Annotated in this window: 13 protein-coding genes and 1 riboswitch; of the genes, 5 read left to right on the forward strand and 8 right to left on the reverse strand. The window is 68.0% G+C overall.

What is annotated here, in order from left to right; genetic code table 11:
* Positions 1–78 precede the first annotated feature (78 nt).
* Positions 79–1791: a M28 family metallopeptidase gene (locus QZ546_RS00455; protein WP_294232969.1), complete on the reverse strand. Its 1713-nt coding sequence runs from the start codon at positions 1789–1791 to the stop codon at positions 79–81.
* 140 nt (positions 1792–1931) lie between these two features.
* On the opposite strand from QZ546_RS00455, the gene pepN reads away from it, so the two are divergent.
* A complete protein-coding gene (pepN, locus tag QZ546_RS00460) occupies positions 1932–4535 on the forward strand; it encodes an aminopeptidase N (protein ID WP_294232972.1) in 2604 nt (867 codons plus the stop codon).
* A 130-nt stretch (positions 4536–4665) separates the two neighbouring features.
* On the opposite strand, the gene QZ546_RS00465 is transcribed toward pepN, so the two are convergent.
* From QZ546_RS00465 to QZ546_RS00485, 5 genes are all read right to left on the reverse strand, one after another.
* Positions 4666–5592, reverse strand: a complete 927-nt coding sequence (locus QZ546_RS00465; protein ID WP_294232979.1) for an alpha/beta hydrolase — start codon at positions 5590–5592, stop codon at positions 4666–4668.
* Between the two features lie 208 nt (positions 5593–5800).
* Positions 5801–6160, reverse strand: a complete 360-nt coding sequence (locus tag QZ546_RS00470; protein ID WP_294232982.1) for a tRNA-binding protein — start codon at positions 6158–6160, stop codon at positions 5801–5803.
* Positions 6147–6818, reverse strand: a complete 672-nt coding sequence (locus tag QZ546_RS00475) for a glutathione S-transferase family protein (RefSeq protein ID WP_294232985.1) — start codon at positions 6816–6818, stop codon at positions 6147–6149. The genes QZ546_RS00470 and QZ546_RS00475 overlap by 14 nt, the downstream gene beginning before the upstream one ends.
* Before the next feature lie 52 nt (positions 6819–6870).
* Positions 6871–8262 (reverse strand): hypothetical protein, encoded by a 1392-nt coding sequence (locus tag QZ546_RS00480; protein ID WP_294232987.1) that lies wholly within the window; start codon positions 8260–8262, stop codon positions 6871–6873.
* 19 nt (positions 8263–8281) lie between these two features.
* Positions 8282–10444 carry a TonB-dependent receptor gene (locus QZ546_RS00485; protein WP_294232990.1) on the reverse strand — a complete coding sequence of 721 codons (2163 nt, stop codon included), beginning with the start codon at positions 10442–10444 and terminating at the stop codon, positions 8282–8284.
* A gap of 174 nt (positions 10445–10618) precedes the next feature.
* Positions 10619–10840: riboswitch (cobalamin riboswitch) on the reverse strand.
* A 90-nt stretch (positions 10841–10930) separates the two neighbouring features.
* Between QZ546_RS00485 and QZ546_RS00490 the strand changes: the two genes are divergently transcribed.
* Entirely contained in the window at positions 10931–11239 is a 309-nt protein-coding gene (locus tag QZ546_RS00490) for a hypothetical protein (protein WP_294232993.1), read from the forward strand.
* Between the two features lie 397 nt (positions 11240–11636).
* Here the strand turns inward: QZ546_RS00490 and ispG are convergent, their stop codons facing one another.
* Positions 11637–12764 (reverse strand): flavodoxin-dependent (E)-4-hydroxy-3-methylbut-2-enyl-diphosphate synthase, encoded by a 1128-nt coding sequence (gene ispG / locus QZ546_RS00495; RefSeq protein WP_294232995.1) that lies wholly within the window; start codon positions 12762–12764, stop codon positions 11637–11639.
* Between the two features lie 63 nt (positions 12765–12827).
* On the opposite strand from ispG, the gene QZ546_RS00500 reads away from it, so the two are divergent.
* Genes QZ546_RS00500 through QZ546_RS00510 form a run of 3 tightly spaced genes read left to right on the forward strand, consistent with a single transcriptional unit; the run spans position 12828 to position 15844 of the window.
* Entirely contained in the window at positions 12828–14003 is a 1176-nt protein-coding gene (locus QZ546_RS00500) for an acyltransferase (RefSeq protein WP_294232998.1), read from the forward strand.
* Positions 14004–14045: 42 nt separating this feature from the next.
* Entirely contained in the window at positions 14046–14972 is a 927-nt protein-coding gene (locus tag QZ546_RS00505; protein ID WP_294233001.1) for an isoaspartyl peptidase/L-asparaginase family protein, read from the forward strand.
* Positions 14973–14983: 11 nt separating this feature from the next.
* On the forward strand, positions 14984–15844 hold the full coding sequence (locus QZ546_RS00510) for a S1/P1 nuclease (RefSeq protein ID WP_294233004.1): 861 nt from the start codon (positions 14984–14986) through the stop codon (positions 15842–15844).
* Positions 15845–16119: 275 nt separating this feature from the next.
* On the opposite strand, the gene pal is transcribed toward QZ546_RS00510, so the two are convergent.
* On the reverse strand, positions 16120–16644 hold the full coding sequence (pal, locus tag QZ546_RS00515) for a peptidoglycan-associated lipoprotein Pal (RefSeq protein ID WP_294233007.1): 525 nt from the start codon (positions 16642–16644) through the stop codon (positions 16120–16122).
* Positions 16645–16650: the final 6 nt, after the last annotated feature.

The following is a 16650-nucleotide window of genomic DNA, read 5'->3' on the forward strand; positions in this document are numbered from 1 at the left end:
CTTGGCCTTCGACTGCGCTCAGGCTGAACGGGCATGGGGGAGGTTTGGCCGCAAAAGCCAAACTTTCCCCCACCCTCCTCACTTCGCCGCCATCGGCCCCTTATAGAGCGTGCCGAAATAATCGCCCTTGTTCCACACCGGCCGCTCGGGCGCATCGGCGATCTCGCGGGCGATGGCGTAGTTGACGCTGACGAAGCGCGGCCCCTGGCTCCAGTCGATGCCCTGGTCGATCTCGTCGCCCACGCGGTGATAGCGGTGGCTCATGAAATCCTCGACCGCCGCCTTGCCCGGCCCCTTCTGGCCCGGCCACAGGAAGACCGAGGGGATGCCCTTCTGCACGAAGCGGAAATGGTCGGAGCGGACGAAAATGCCTTCTTCCGGCATCGGGTCGGGCGAGACGGGCAGGCCCATCGCCCCCACCGCCTTGCGCACGATCGGCCCCAGCGTCGAGCGATCCGCGCCGAACACCACCATATCCTCGAACTTGTAGGTCAGGATCGGCATGTCGAGATTGACGTCGGCGACGATCGACTTGAGCGGCACGGTCGGGTGGTTGGCGAAATAGTCGGAGCCGACCAGCCCCTTTTCCTCGGCCGTTACCGCAAGGAACATGACGGTGCGCTTGGGCGGGGGTGCCGCCTTGAAGCGCTTGGCCTCCTCGATCAGGCTGGCGATGCCGATCGCGTTGTCGAGCGCGCCATTGTTGATCCGGTCGCCGTCGCCGCCCTCGTTGGTGCCGATATGGTCGAGATGCGCGGACAGGACGACCACTTCGTCCTTCAGCTTCGGGTCGCTACCGGGGATCAGGCCGATGATGTTGCTGCTGTCCATCGGCTTGAAGCTGGTCTTGGCGGCGACCGTCATGCTGCCCTTGGCCATGAGCGGCTTGTAGGCGGGCTTGGGCGCGGCGGCGGCCTTCATCACCGCCTCCCAGCCCTTGCCGAACAGCTTGGCCGCGCCCGCCTGCGACAGGGTGCCGAGGACCGGGGTCGTGGGCGTCATCGCGTGCGCGGTCCCGTCCGGATTGGCCCAGGTGACGCGCGGCGCATTATAATAGCGGGTCAGCGCCGAGAAGGGCCGCTGCCGCCCCCCGGCGCGCGGCATGTCGATCTGGATCGCGCCGACCGCGCCCCTGGCCGCCGCCAGCGAGGCCTTGTTGCCCGCCGAGCCGAAGAACGCCCGCGCCTCGCCGTCCAGCCCCTCGGGCGTACCGGGAACGAAGGCGACGATCTTGCCGCGCACATCGACGCCCTTGTAATCGGTCAAACCATATTGCGCGGCATCGATGCCATAGCCGACGAAGACGACCGGCGCGGACACGCTGCTCTCACGCTTGTCGGGCACGGGCGAGGGTACGAAGTCTTCGCCGAAGACCAGCTCCTGCGGCTGGCCGCCGGCGGGGGTCCACAACGCGCTGCCCTTGTCGGCGACATTATAGGCGACCAGCGGCACCTTTTGCAGATAGCCGCCTTCGTCGCCGCCGGGACGCAGGCCCGCCGCATAGAATTGCGCGGCGACATATTGCGCGGCGATGTCATAGTCGCGCGTCCCCGCCTCGCGGCCCGCCATCGCGTCCGAGGCCAGGAACATCACATGCGCCTTCATCGCCGCCTGATCCTCGGGCAGGGGGGCGGTGACGATCGCGTTGCGCTCGGCGGCGCTGCGCTGGGGGGCGGGCGTCGCGGCCGGGGCCGACGCGGCCTGGCCCCGATCATGCCCGAATTCGTGATCATGCGCGATGGCGGCGGTGGACAGGAGAAGCAGCGGCAGCAGGGCCGTCATACGCGACATGCAGAACCTTTCGGGGGATATGGTGTGGCACAGGCGTATCACGCCGCATTCCGCGATCAACCCCGCCCATCGGGCACGCGCATGGTTTTTCGTCGGGCACGATGGTGGTCGAACGGGCCGGCGATCGTTATAGTCCCGCCATGGACATTCAGCGCAGCGCCGCCCAGCCCAGCATGACCCCGGTCGCCATCCGGCGCGAGGATTACAGCCCGCCCGCCTGGGCCGTGCCGCAGGTGTCGCTCGACTTCGCGCTCGACCCGTCCGAGACCCGCGTCCGCGCCGCGCTGACCGTCGCGCGGCACAGCCCGCATGACGAACCGCTGCGGCTCGACGGCGCGGGCCAGACGCCGCTGTCGGTCAAGGTCGACGGCGCCGCCTTCCCCGACTGGCGGATCGAGGGCGAGCAGCTGGTCATCGACCTGCCCGGCGATACCCATGTCGTCGAGACCGAAGTGGTCATCGCCCCCGACCGCAATACCCAGCTGATGGGCCTCTACGCCTCGGGCGGCAATCTGTGTACCCAGTGCGAGGCGGAGGGGTTCCGCCGCATCACCTTCTTCCCCGACCGGCCCGATGTGCTGAGCGTCTATCGCGTGCGGATGACCGCCGACCAGGCGCGCTATCCCGTGCTGCTCGCCAATGGCGATCCGGTGGCCAGCGGCACGAATGACGACGGCACGCACTGGGCGGAGTGGCACGACCCCTTCCCCAAGCCCTGCTATCTCTTCGCGCTGGTGGCGGGCGATCTGGCGGTCAATGCCGGGACCTTCACGACGATGAGCGGACGCGCGGTGCGCCTGGGCATCTGGGTCCGCGCCGCCGACCTGGCCAAGACCGACCATGCGCTCCACGCGCTGAAGCTGTCCATGGCGTGGGACGAACGCGTCTATGGCCGGGAATACGACCTGGACGTCTTCAACATCGTCGCGGTCGACGATTTCAACTTCGGCGCGATGGAGAATAAGGGGCTGAACATCTTCAACAGCCGCTACATCCTGGCCGACCCCGACACCGCGACCGATTACGATTATGACGCGATCGCCGCGGTCGTCGCGCATGAATATTTCCACAATTGGTCGGGCAACCGGATCACCTGCCGCGACTGGTTCCAGTTGAGCCTCAAGGAAGGCTTCACCGTCTATCGCGACCAGTGCTTCTCCGCCGACCAGGGATCGGCGGCGGTCAAGCGGATCGAGGATGTGCGCGGGCTGCGCGCCAGCCAGTTCCCCGAGGATTCGGGCCCGCTCGCCCATCCGGTACGCCCGGAAAGCTATATCGAGATCAGCAATTTCTACACGGCGACCATCTACAACAAGGGTGCCGAGCTGATCCGCATGATGGCGACCATGCTGGGTCCGGTGAAGTTCCGCGCCGCGACCGACCTGTATTTCGATCGCTTCGACGGCACGGCCGCCACCTGCGAGGATTTCGTGTCGTGCATGGAGGAAGCGGGCGGCATCGACCTGTCGCAATTCCGCCTCTGGTATTCCCAGGCGGGCACGCCGCGCGTCTCGGCGGGGCTGAGCCATGAGGCCGGCGGCGGCCGCGCCGAACTGCGCCTGGCCCAGCATATCCCCGCGACGCCGGGACAGACCGTCAAGCAGCCCATGACGCTGCCGCTGAAGGTCCGGCTGTTCGGCGCGGAGACCGGACGCCCGCTGACCGAGGAGACGCTGGTCCTGCTCGACCAGGTGGCCGAGACGATCACCTTCGAGGCCATTACCGAGCGCCCCGTCCTGTCGATCAATCGCGGCTTCTCCGCCCCCATCGTGGTCGAAAGCGACCGGACGGCCGAGGATCTGGCCTTCCTGTCGGCGCATGACGACGACCCCTTCGCCCGGTACGAGGCGATGCAGCAGCTGATGCTCGACACTTTGGTCGCGGGCACCATCCACGGCGAGGTCAAGGCCGATGCGGTGATCGACGCGGTCGCCCGCACGCTGGAGGCCGAGGGGCTGGAGCCCGCCTTCCTCGCCGAGGCCGTGCTGCTGCCGTCCGAGAATTTCGTCGGCGACCAGCTGGTGACGGTCGATCCCGATGCGATCCATGTCGCGCGCGAGGCGTTGCGCGGGCAGCTCGGCCGCGCGCTGGAGCCGGTGTGGCGGCGCGTCTATGCCGAGATGGCGCAGGGCGCTTACGTCTATTCGCCCGATGCCAAGGGGCGGCGGCGCCTGCGCAACGTCGCGCTCGGCTATGTCGCGGCAAGCGGCGCGGCCGATGCCGCCGCGCTGGCCTTCGCGCAGTTCGAGACGGCGGACAATATGACCGACCGGCAGGCGGCGCTGACCACGCTCGTCAATTCCGACGCGCCCGAGCGCGAAGAAGCGCTGGCCCGGTTCCATGCGCGCTATGCCGACAATCCGCTGGTCCTCGACAAATGGTTCCAGACCCAGGCGCTGTCGTCGCGCGGCGACACCGGCGCGGTGGTCGCCAGGCTGGCCGAGCATCCCGACTTTACGCTCGCCAATCCCAACCGCGCCCGCGCGCTGCTGGGCGCGTTCGGGGTCAACCAGCGCGCGTTCAACGCCGCCGACGGTTCGGGCTATCGTTTCCTGGCGGACCAGCTGATCGCGCTGGACCGGCTCAATCCGCAGACGGCGGCGAAATTGCTGCCGCCGCTGGGCCGCTGGCGCCGGTTCGACACCAAGCGCTCGCGCCTGATGTGCGCCGAACTGATCCGCATCGTCGGCACCACGGGCCTGTCGAAGGATTTGTTCGAGCAAGCGTCGAAAAGCATCGAATAATCCTCCCCGGTACGGGGAGGGGGACCGCCCGCAGGGCGGTGGAGGGGGCTTTCCACTGGCGATGCCCTTTGCCGCACGCCCCCTCCACCACCGCTTCGCGGCGGTCCCCCTCCCCTTGCAGGGGAGGAATTTACCGGGCCTTCAAAAACCCTTCCATCGCGATCCAGCGGTAAAAGGCATCGAACCACCCCGTGCTGGTGGTCTTCTTCGGATACATGCCGAAGCCGTGCCCGCCCTGGCCATAGAGGTGGAACTCGACCGGCTTCTTCGCCGCCATCCACTGGTCGATCAGGCCGAAGCCCTTGCCCGCGAACAGCGGATCGTCGGCGGCGATCGCGGCGAACATCGGCGGCGCGTCGGCGGGCACCGTCATCGGCTGGAGCGGGCCATAGATGTCGCCGATAAAGGCGGGCTTGGCCTGACCGTCGAGCACCGTCGCGACGGTCAGCATCGCGCCCGCCGAGAAACCGACCATGCCGACCCGGTTCGGATCGACCTTCCACTGCCCCACCCGGGCCCGGACCAATGCGAAGGCGGCGCGGGCGTCGGCGATCTGGGGCGCGAGGCCCTTCAGCGCGTCTTCGGGGCTGGGTCGCGCGGCGGGGCGCGCCACGCTGGAGAACATCGCCGCCATCGACTTTTCGAACTCGCCCATATCGGCGGGGGTCTGGTTCAGCCGGTATTTCAGGACGAACGCCGCGATGCCGCGATCGGCCAGCGCCTTGGCCACGTCCCAGCCCTCATTCTGCATCGACAGCGTCCGGAAACCGCCGCCGGGTGCGACGATCACCGCCGCGCCGGTCGCCTTGGCCGGATCGGGCAGGAAGGGGGTCAGCGTCGCTTCGGTCACGTTGCGGGCGAAGACGCTGTTATACTGGCTGTGCCAGCTTTCCCTGTTGGTCGCGCCGGGCAGCGGCCCGGTGTTGAGCGGTATCGCGGTCGGCTGCGCGGGTGTGGCGATCGGCGCCATCCGGTCGGCCTGTGCCATGGCAGGCGCCGCGACCGAGAGCGTTAGCAAAGCGGCCAGCGCGTGGCCGGCCCAGCGTTTGGTTGTCATATCCTCTCCTGTCCTCCGTGGGTTATGTCCCTACGGTCGGGAGGGGATGGTACGCTTCGGGGAACGGGGCGCAAGGGGAATGTTAAGGCTAACACGAATGTGTCGGGTGTGGGCTTCGACTTCGCTCAGCCTGAACGGTGGTTGGGAGTGGAGACCGGATACAAAACCCCGTTCAGCCTGAGCGAAGTCGAAGGCCAAGGGAAACCCCTCAGAACAACCGCCCCCCATTAGGCACCGCCAGATCCGGCGCGATCAACACCACCTGCCCCTCCGCATCGGGAAAGCCCAGGGTCAGCACCTCGGACATCATCGGCCCGATCTGGCGCGGGGGAAAATTCACCACCGCTGCCACCTGCCGCCCGACCAGCGTCTCGGGCGTATAATGCCGCGTGATCTGCGCCGAGGACCGCTTCACCCCGATCGCCTCGCCGAAGTCGATGGTCAGCTTGATCGCGGGCTTGCGCGCTTCCGGGAACGGCTCGGCGGCGATGACGGTGCCGACGCGGATGTCGACCGCCAGGAAATCGTCGATCCCGATCTGCGGGGCGGGCGCGTCAGAAGTCGACATTGTCGTAATGCGAGGGCGGCGTGACCATCTCCATCCGCTCGGAGAGCAGCGGGCGGAAGGAGGGGCGGCTCTTCAGTCCGCGATACCAGCGCGCGGTCTGCTCATGCCCCTTCCAGTCGATGCCGCCCAGATAGTCGGCGACCGAAATCTGCGCCGCCGCCGCCAGATCGGCCAGGCTCATCGTCGCGCCGCCCAGCCAGTTGCGATGGTCGAGCAGGTAATCGGTATAGTCGAGATGCCCGACCGCCGCCTTCATCGCCTCGCGCAGGCCCTTGGCATCGGGGCTGCCGGTGCGCGCGACCCGCTTGACCATGCGTTCGTGGAGCAGCGGCCCGGTCACGTCCTGATAGAAATGCGTGTCGAACCACGTCACCAGCCGCCGGATTTCGGCGCGGCCGACGGCGGTGCCGTTGATCATCGCCGACTTCTCGACCGTCTCCTCGAAAAATTCCGAAATCGCCATCGAGTCGATCAGCAGCACGCCGCGCTCTTCATCGACCATCACCGGCGTCTGTCCGGCGGGGTTCATGTCGAGAAATTCGTCGCGGCGCTGCCACGGCGATTCACGGACCAACTCGTAACCGACGCCCTTCTCGCCCAGCAGCAGCCGGACCTTGCGCGAAAAGGGACAGAGCGGGAATTGATAGAGTTGCCACATGCTGCCCACTTAAGCGGGCAGCACGGGCGACGCCAACCCCGATGGCGGCCTTTTATCTTTTGCCGCGCGCGGAACGACGCAGGCGACGCCATCCGACCACCACGCCGCTGACCGACAGCGCCAGCCCGGCCAGCGACCACGCCCACATCCAGGACAGCCAGACCGGCCGATGCGCGGTCAACAACGGCCAGTCCCAGGTATGGAGCAGCGTATAGACCCAGCGATAGGCGCGTCGCACCCGGTCCTGCCGCTCGACCAGCGCGCCGCTCATCGGATCGACATAGAGCCAGGTCCGCGCGGGGTCGTCGAAGCGCAGGCGAACCAGCGGCAGCGGCGTGGCATCGGTCCAGTAGAAATCGGGATCCTCCAGCGTCTCGGCCGCCCCCCGTCGCCCATCCGGCACCAGCATCGCGGCACGCACCGGATCGACCGGCCCGACCGGCACCAGCGTCGCCGCGTCCAGCCAGCGCGGGTGCGGCGAGGAACGGTCGAGCGCGATCCGCTGCAAACTGCCATCGCCGCTCCACTCGACGGTGCGCGCGGCGCGCGCGATCCGCGCCAGCCGGTCGAGCGCCTGCGGGCCGCCCGCCCTCCCCTCATAGGCTCGAAGCAACGCCGCCGGCGCCTCGCCTCCGGCAAAGGCGTGGCCCGGATCGACCGACAGCCAGCCGCTGACGATCCAGCTGGTCAGCATCACGCCGCCCAGCAGGCCGCTGACATGATGCCAGAGCATCCAGCCATGATAGGGCGTCATCCTTCGCCCACGATAGCGCCGCCGCCCCGGCCGCATACGCAGGATACCGATCCACATCCCCGTCAGCGCAACCGCGATGCAGGGCCCCGCGACCCATATCACCGCCTGCCGCCAGGCCTGTCGGTCGCGGCGCAGCACGGTCGGGTAGATCCAGTGCGGCACCGAACCCAGCCAGTTCCAGACACGCTGGGTGACGGTCGTCCGCTGCACCGGCTGGCCGGTCAGGCTGGAGATATAGAGCTGCGTCCCGTCCGCATCGGCGAGCGTCGCCTTCCACAGCGGCCGGTGCCGGTCGAAGCCGCCCGCGACCGTCCATTGATCGTCGTGGATCGGCGCGACCTCGCCGACCGGGCCGAAGCGCGCGGCGACTCGGTGGGCGAGCGCGGCGTCGACCGGCGCGACCGGCCCGCCCGTTGCCGCCGACAGGATCTGCGTATCGCCCTCCGCGCGCTCGATCCGCCAGACCGGCGCACCGTCCCGCATCTCCAGCGTGATCCGCCGCGCGCCAGCTTCCGGCGTATAGCGCACGCGAGCCCAGTCGATCGCCTCCGCCGCCGCCCAGCCCTGCGCGGGGCCGAGCGACGGATAGGGGACGTAGAGCATCACCAGCCCGCTGGCGAACCACATCACGAACAACAGGCAGGCGACGATCCCCGCCCAGCGATGGGTCAGGAAGGCGAGCCGCAGCACCGCCTTCCCCCATGACCGGTCAGAACGCGGCACGAAGCGCCACGTCGAGCGAACGCGGGCGGCCCAATATCCATTGCTGATCGCCATAAGCGGTGATCGCATAGGCCTTGTCGAACAGATTATAGAGCCGCAGGTCGACCGCGAGTCGCGGGCTCAACGCATAGGACAGGGTCGTGTCCACGCTGGCATAGCCCGGAATGCGGAACGCCTCACCATTGTCGGAGAAGCGCCGCCCGACATAGCGCAGGCCCGCCCTCGCCCGCAGCCTGGTCGTCGCGTCCCAGCGCAGCCAGAGATTGGCCAGCGCCTCGGGCACGTCCGGCGGGGTCCGGCCGCTATAATCGACGCCGCCCGACCGGAAATCGTCGAACCGCGCCTGCAGCAGCGTGCCGTTGGCGTCGATGCCGAAGCCCCGCACTACGTCGAGCGCCACCGACGCCTCCACCCCCTGCGCCGAACGCTGGCCGACCTGTTCGACCGGGCTCGACAGGGTCCGCTGGGCGAGCAGGCCGGTCTTGACGATGCGGTACGCCGCCAGCGTCGCGCTACCCCGACCGTTCAGGAACAGCCATTTGGCCCCCGCCTCGACCTGATGGCCCTTGGCGTTGCTGAACTGCACCTGCCCGCTGGACACGGTGGTCAGCGTGCCCAGCGGATCGACGCCGGTGGCATATTGCGCATAGAGCGACAGGGTCGGGCGGGGCTGATAGACGATCCCCGCCCGCCAGGTGGCGTTGCGGAAGGTCTTTTCGAAGACGGGCACGTCGGGCGTGCCGACCGTCCAGCGACGGACCCGGTCCTCCTCATAGCGCAAACCGCCGACCACCGACCATTTGGACGCCAGCGTCACCCGATCCTCGGCAAAGACCGCCAGCGCGACGGTGCGGGTGCGATAGCGCGGCGCGATTCCCTGCGTGTCCAGGAACCGGCCGGGATCGAAGGCGAAGGGATCGACCGCATCCACCTGCTCGACCGAACCGAAGTCGTTCTCATGGGTGAAGCGGACCAGATTGGCATCGACCCCGACGACCAACGCGTTGGCAACGCCCGGCGCCAGCTCCGTGCGCCAGTTCAGGCTCGCCTGGTCGCCCCATTGGGTCAGGTCGTGGCGGATGCCGTAATTGCTGCTCCGCCGGATGGTGCCGGGCGTGCCGGTCGATCCGTCGCCGCAGGCGCCGCTGGGGGCCACCCAGCAGTAATTCTCCAGATCGCGCCAGAAGCGGTCGCTGGTCAGGACATAGGCGATGTTGGACAGGCTGACGGCGCTGCTCGGCGTCCAGTCGATGCGCAGCGAACCGCGATCGTCGCGGAACCGCATCCGCGCATCGCCGACATTATAGTTGCGGTCGCGCACCCGCAGGTCGAGCCGCCCGTCGATCAGCGGCGTGCCGAAATAGGTCATGGACCGCTGGTCGCCATGATCGCCGCGGATCGTGACCGCCAGTGTCGGCGCGGGTTTCCAACTCAGCGTCCCCGACAGCGCGACGCTGTCCGAATGGCCCCGATCGACATAGCCGTCCGACCGGCGATAGCTGGCATCGACCCGGTAGCCGAGCGTCGGCCCTAGCGGCCCGCCGATTCCGGCGGCCGCGCGAAAACTGTCCTGCGCGCCATAACCGATCTCGGCCTGTCCCTCGGTCCGCGCCGTGGGTGCGCGCATCACGACATTGACCGCACCGCCCAGCGCGCCCTGTCCGTACAGGACCGAAGCGGGGCCGCTCAGCACGTCGATCCGCTCGACCATCCAGGAATCGGTCGGAAAGGTGATCGTGCCCGCCGCCGGGAACAGCCGGACGCCATCGATCAGTTGCAGCACCGATCCCTGTCCGGAAAAGCCCCGCGCGGCGAGCGCGGTGCCGCCATTGCCGGGATCGGCGACGCTCGACAGGCCCGGCGCGCGCGTCTCCGCCTCGACGATCGACAGGTCGCCCCGCGCGCGGATGGTGCCCCCGTCCAGCGAGGCGATGCTGGCGGGCGTCTCCAGCGGGGTCAGGCCCAGGCGGCTGGCCGTGCCATTGGGCGTGTCCAGCGCCTGCCTGTCGCGCTGGCCCACGACGAGCACGGTGCCGTTCGCCCCCGGGCCGTCGGTGGTCTGCGCCTTCGCATCATGCGCGCCCAGCAGAAGCGCCGCGCCACCCCATAGGCCCAGCGGAGCCCATCCAAATCTGTTATGATATATCATTTTACTGCTCATAGCGTCTTGTCGCGAACAAGCCGAGGCCTTCCGTTCGTTTCCGAACGGCTGGGCGCCATGCCCAAGGCACGCCTTTCCTTCGTCACGGTCACCCATGCGCCTCCGCCACCAATGGCGTCGCTCGTCGGAAAAGACCTAGCCTCGACCATCCCCTGGACCGGGCGTGAGCGACCTGACGCCGGCAGGTCTCCTGGCTCACGGGTCATCGCGGAAACATGCGCCTTCCCAGGTTACCCCAGTGGCTGGACCGGCCTGTGACCGCCGATCCGTGCATGTCCGCTCACCGCTTACAGTTGCAGGGACAGCCCCGGATTCGGGCCTTCGCCCTCACCGCGTTCCCTTTTAATCCCCCTTGTCGGAGGAACCGGCGCGATCATGTTCGCCGGATCATTCCGGCCCCGCATCGGTAGGCGGGACGGATCGCTCGCGTCAAGCGGGGTGAGCACGACCTGCGCCTGCGCTATGGAGGGCGCCATGGCACGCAGGAACCGCTATTTGACCGCGACGATGCCCGATGGTTACGTCAAGACGATCGGCCCGACCGCGCAGCCCTTCACCCATTATTGGCGGATCGTCGCCGAGCTGGGCGGCGGCAGGACCGAGGTGTTCTGGGGCCACGCCAAGTCGCGCAAGGCGGCGATGGCCAACGACGCCGCCATGGCCGAGGCCGCACGGCAAAGGGGATGGGTCGGCCATCGGTTCGAGGTGGTAGAACTGGTGGAGTCGGATGCCCCGCCCGAGGGAGAGCCGACATCCCGCCGCCCCGGCAAGCGCCGCTCGTAAGGACCTTTTCGCTCCCTCTCCCCTGGAAAGGGGAGAGGGTTAGCGAAGCTTGGGTGAGGGGTCGAGCGAGCCATCAGCTCGCGCGCTCGGTTCCCGAGCGCCCACCCCTCACCCAGCTCCGACTAGGCCGGATCGACATTCAGCCTATTCCTCCCCTGTAAGGGGAGGTGGCAGGCCGAAGGCCTGACGGAGGGGTGTCCCGGTTGGAGAATTTGGACCTACCCTCGCCACCGGGGACACCCCTCCACCATGCTGCGCATGGTTCCCCTCCCCTTACAGGGGAGGAATTTCACCCTTCTTGGCTGAATGTCGATCGGCCGCAAGCCTTTGCTTCGCAAAGACCAAGTCTGCGCAACCCTCTCCCCTCTGCGAGGGGCGAGGGGAAGAAAATCGTCGCTTATTCCGCCGCGATCGCCGCCTTGGCGATGTCGGCCGCGTCCAGTTCGGCGGCCTTGGCCTCGACCAGCTTGACGATATGGTCGACCATGTCGGCATCCTCGACCGTATGATCGGTCAGGCCCGACAGATAGACCATGTGCTTGCCGTTGCCGCCGCCGGTTACGCCGATGTCCGTCTCGCGCGCTTCGCCGGGGCCGTTGACGACGCAGCCCAGCACCGACAGCGACATGGGCGTGCGGATATGCTGGAGCCGCTCCTCCAGCACCTGCACGGTGCGGATCACGTCGAAGCCCTGGCGCGCGCAGGAGGGGCAGGACACGACGCGCACGCCGCGATTGCGGATGCCCAGCGCCTTCAGGATCTCGAAGCCGACGCGTACCTCTTCCTCGGGCTCGGCGGAAAGCGAGACGCGGATCGTGTCGCCGATCCCGAACCACAGGAGCGATCCGATGCCGATTGAGGACTTGACCGTCCCGCCGATCAGCCCGCCCGCCTCGGTGATGCCCAGATGCAATGGGCAGTCGGTCGCCTCGGCCAGCCCCTGATAGGCCGCGACCGCCAGGAAGACGTCGGACGCCTTCACCGCGACCTTATATTCGTGGAAATCGTGATCCTGGAGCAGCTTGATATGGTCGAGCGCCGATTCGACCAGCGCCTCGGGACAGGGCTCGCCATATTTTTCGAGCAGGTCCTTTTCCAGGCTACCGGCATTCACGCCGATGCGAATGGCGCAGCCATTGGCCTTGGCGGCGCGGACGACTTCGGCGACACGCTCGGACGATCCGATATTGCCCGGATTGATGCGCAGGCAGGCCGCACCCGCATCGGCGGCTTCCAGCGCGCGCTTATAGTGGAAATGGATGTCCGCGACGATGGGAACCCGCGCCGCCTTGGTGATCTTGGCCAGCGCGGCGGTCGAATCGGTGTCCGGGCACGAGACGCGGATGATGTCGGCGCCTGCCTCTTCGCAGCGCCGGATCTGGTCGAGCGTGGCGACCGGATCGCTGGTCGGCGTGTTGGTCATGGTCTGCACGGTGACGGGGGCATCGCCGCCCACGGGCACATTGCCCACCATGATCTGACGGCTTTGGCGGCGGACGATGTCACGCCAGGGACGAATGGACATGGGCCCTTATATACGCACAGCGCGTTGCGGTTCAAAGTCAGTGCTGTACCAGACCGCCCAACCATGACCGCCGCCGCTCCCATCCCCCGCCATTACGGCCTAGACTGGCTGCGTATCGGCGCGTTCGCGATCCTGATCCTCTATCATATCGGCATGGTCTTCGTGCCCTGGGGCTTTCACGTTCAGCTGGCCAGCCTGCCCTGGGTCGCCATCCCGATGCTGGCCAGCAATCCCTGGCGGCTGATGCTGCTGTTCGTCGTATCGGGCTATGCGACGCGGGCGCTGGCGGTGCGGCATCCGACCATCCTCAGCTTCGCGCGGGGGCGCAGCATCCGCCTGCTGGTGCCGCTGGCGTTCGGCGTGACGGTGCTGGTGCCGCCGCAAATCTGGGCCGAGCTGGTCAGCAAATATGGCTATGCCGGATCCTATGCGCGCTTCTGGATCCACGACTGGCCCAGTTTTCGCGCGATCGGCGGCGTGGTGCCGACGCCCGCCTGGAACCATCTGTGGTTCGTCGGCTATCTCTGGGTCTATACCATGGCGGTGGCAGCGATGCTGGCGGTGGGGCACCCTTTCGCACGCGCGGCGCAGGCCTTGTTCGACCGGGTGCTGGGCGGCTGGGGCGGCGTGGTGCTGCCGGTGATCGCGCTGCTGCTGATCGACATCCGCTTCTTCCCCGGCCAGTCGGAGACCCATGCGTTGCTCGGCGACTGGCTGGCCCATGCCATCTATTTCCCCGCGCTGCTGTTCGGCTTCGGCATGGCGGGGTCGGAGCGGGTGCTGGACAGCTTCCGGCGGGGCTGGGCGGTCGCTGGGATCATCGCGCTCGCCAGCTATGCGGTCGCCGCCGGGCTGGAATGGCGCTGGCCGGGTTTGACCGGCGCGCCGGAGGGTTTCGGCATCCTGTTCGCGGGCGCGCGGGCCGTACAGGGTTGGACGGCGGTCGTCGCCCTGATCGGCATCGCCGAGCGTTTCTGGAACCGCGATCACCCCTGGCGGCGGACCCTGACCGAGGCGGTCTTTCCCTTCTATCTGATCCATCAGACGATCATCATCTTGGTCGCGCTGGCCCTGCGGCGATCGGGGCTACCGCTCTGGCTCGACGCGTTGATCCTGGTCGCCGCGACCGTGGCGGGATGCTGGACCTTCTACCGGGTTGGGCGCGAAGTCCGGTGGCTGCGCCCGCTGATCGGCCTGCGGCCCGCCGCCTTGGGGGATGGCAGCAAGCGCGCGATCTGATAGGGGCGCGGGGCTTTTCCTGTCCCTGTCGGAGTTACCCCCATGTCCGCTTCCTGGTCGCTGGTCATCCATGGCGGCGCGGGCCGGATCACCCGCGATGTCCTGACGCCCGAACAGGATGCGGGTGCACGCGCCGGGCTGGACGCCGCGCTGAAGGCCGGCTCGGCCGTGCTGGCGGCGGGCGGCAGCGCGCTGGACGCGGTCGAGGCGGCGGTACGCGTGCTGGAGGACGATCCGCATTTCAACGCCGGGCGCGGGGCCTGCTTCACGCGGGAGGGGACCAACGAGCTCGACGCCGCGATCATGGACGGGCGCGACCGGCGCGCGGGCTCGGTTGCGGGGGTGACGTGCACCCGCAACCCGGTATCGCTGGCGCGCAAGGTCATGGAGGCCAGCCCGCATGTCCTGCTGGCGGGCCAGGGCGCGGACCGGTTCGCGGTCGAACAGGGGCTGGAACAGGTCGATCCCGCCTGGTTCCACACCGACGAGCGTCGCCGCCAGCTGGACGAACTCCTGTCCCGGAACGCCGACGCGTTCGACAGCGACATGAAATACGGCACGGTCGGCGCGGTCGCCTGCGACGCGGAAGGCCATGTCGCCGCCGCCACCTCGACCGGGGGGGTGACGGGCAAGCGCTGGGGCCGGATCGGCGATTCGCCTTTGGTGGGCGCGGGAACCTATGCCGACGACCGGGCCTGTGCGGTGTCGTGTACCGGGTCGGGTGAGGTCTTCATCCGCGTCGGCGTCGGCCATGAGATCGCCGCGCGCCGCCGCTTCATCGGCGAGGATGTGCAGGCCGCAGCGGACACCGTGCTGGCCGAGGTGAAGGCGCTGCGCGGCACCGGCGGCACCATCGTCGCCGGACCCGACGGTACCATCGCCTGGAGCATGACGACGGCGGGCATGTATCGCGGCCGCGCCACGGCCCAAGGCGAACACCGGGTGGCGATCTACGCCGACGAAGGATAAAAGGCGTATCCATGAAGCACTTGCGTATCCTCTTGGGAATGCTGGCGGCCCTGCTGTTCGCCTCCCCCGCCGCCGCCTATTGGGAATATGGCCACGAGACCGTCGCGGCCATCGCCTGGGCCAATATCACGCCCCATGCCCGGGCCAAGATCCGCCAGATCCTGAAAGCGCAGGCCATGCTCGACACGCCGAGCTGCCCGGTCCGTACGATCGAGGAAGCCAGCGTCTGGCCCGACTGCGTCAAGCCGCTGAAGGACGAAAACGGCAAGTCGCGCTTCGGCTATGCCTATAGCTGGCACTATCAGAATATCGACATCTGCCAGCCCTTCCGCCTGCCCCCGGCCTGCGACACGGGCGATTGCGTATCGGCGCAGATTCCGCGCCAGCTCGCCATCCTGAAGGACAAGCGCGCGGGCGCGAAGGAGCGGGTGATGGCGCTGGCCTTCCTGGTGCATTTCGTCGGCGACCTGCACCAGCCCCTCCACGCGGGCGACAAGAGCGATAAGGGCGGCAACGACACCCATGTCGATTACGGCATGTATGCGACGCCGCGCCTGAACCTGCATTCGATCTGGGACGGGTTGCTGGCCGAGCGGGCGATCTCGACCCCGCCCAAGCTGGTCCGCGCCTATCCGGCGGCCGAGCGCCGGCGCGAATCGGCGGGCGATGTGGATGCCTGGAGCCGCGAGAACTGGGCCATCGCCAAGCGCGCCTATGCCGCCGCGATGGGCGGCGATCCGTGCCAGCCGACGCCTTCGCATATGACGATGAACGAAGCCGCGATCCGGGAAATGGCCCCGGTCGAACGCGAGCAGGTGAAGCGCGGCGGGTTGCGGCTGGCGAAACTGCTGAACGACGCGTTTCGCGGATAATCCCGCCATCCGTTCGCACTGAGCGAAGTCGAAGTGCACGGCCCGGACCTTGCCGAAAGCGAGTCCCGTGGCCTTCGACTTCGCTCAGGCTGAACGGAGGGTGTGCTAGACGACGCTGCACGCCACCCCATTCCTCCCCAAGCTATGCTTGGGGAGGGGGACCGCCGGGCGTCAGCCCGGTGGTGGAGGGGCAAGGACGGACGGGCTAAGCCCCTCCACCACGCCCTTCGGGCGCGGTCCCCCTCCCCATCAAAGATGGGGAGGAATGACGATCGTCAGCTCAGCACCACCGTCACCGCGCGGCGGTTCTGCGCCCAGGCGGCTTCGTCCGAACCCAGCGCGATCGGGCGTTCCTTGCCATAGCTGATGACGTTCATGCGGTCGGCCGACACGCCACGCGCCGCCAGATAGTTCTTGGCGGCATTCGCCCGGCGATCGCCCAGCGCGAGGTTGTATTCGCGCGTGCCGCGTTCGTCGCAATGCCCCTCGATGGTGATGCGGACATTGGGATAGCGCATCAGCCACTGCGCCTGGCTGTCCAGGATCGCGCGCGCCTCGGGGTCGATGTCGTACTGGTCGGTGCCGAAATGGACCGTGTTCGACGTCACCGAGCGACGGAAATCGGCGTCCGAGCCAGGCACGACCGCGCCGTCCGGATTGGTGGTCGCGCCCGCATTGGGATCGACGCCAGTATTCTGGCTGACCGGGGCGGGCGGCAGCACTTCGGGCCGCTTCTTGGCGCAGCCCGCCATGGCGATCGCTAGGGTCGCGACGACGAGCGTGGTCTTGGTCTTGTTCATCGGAAT

It is taken from the genome of uncultured Sphingomonas sp., assembly GCF_913062585.1.
GTDB lineage: Bacteria > Pseudomonadota > Alphaproteobacteria > Sphingomonadales > Sphingomonadaceae > Sphingomonas.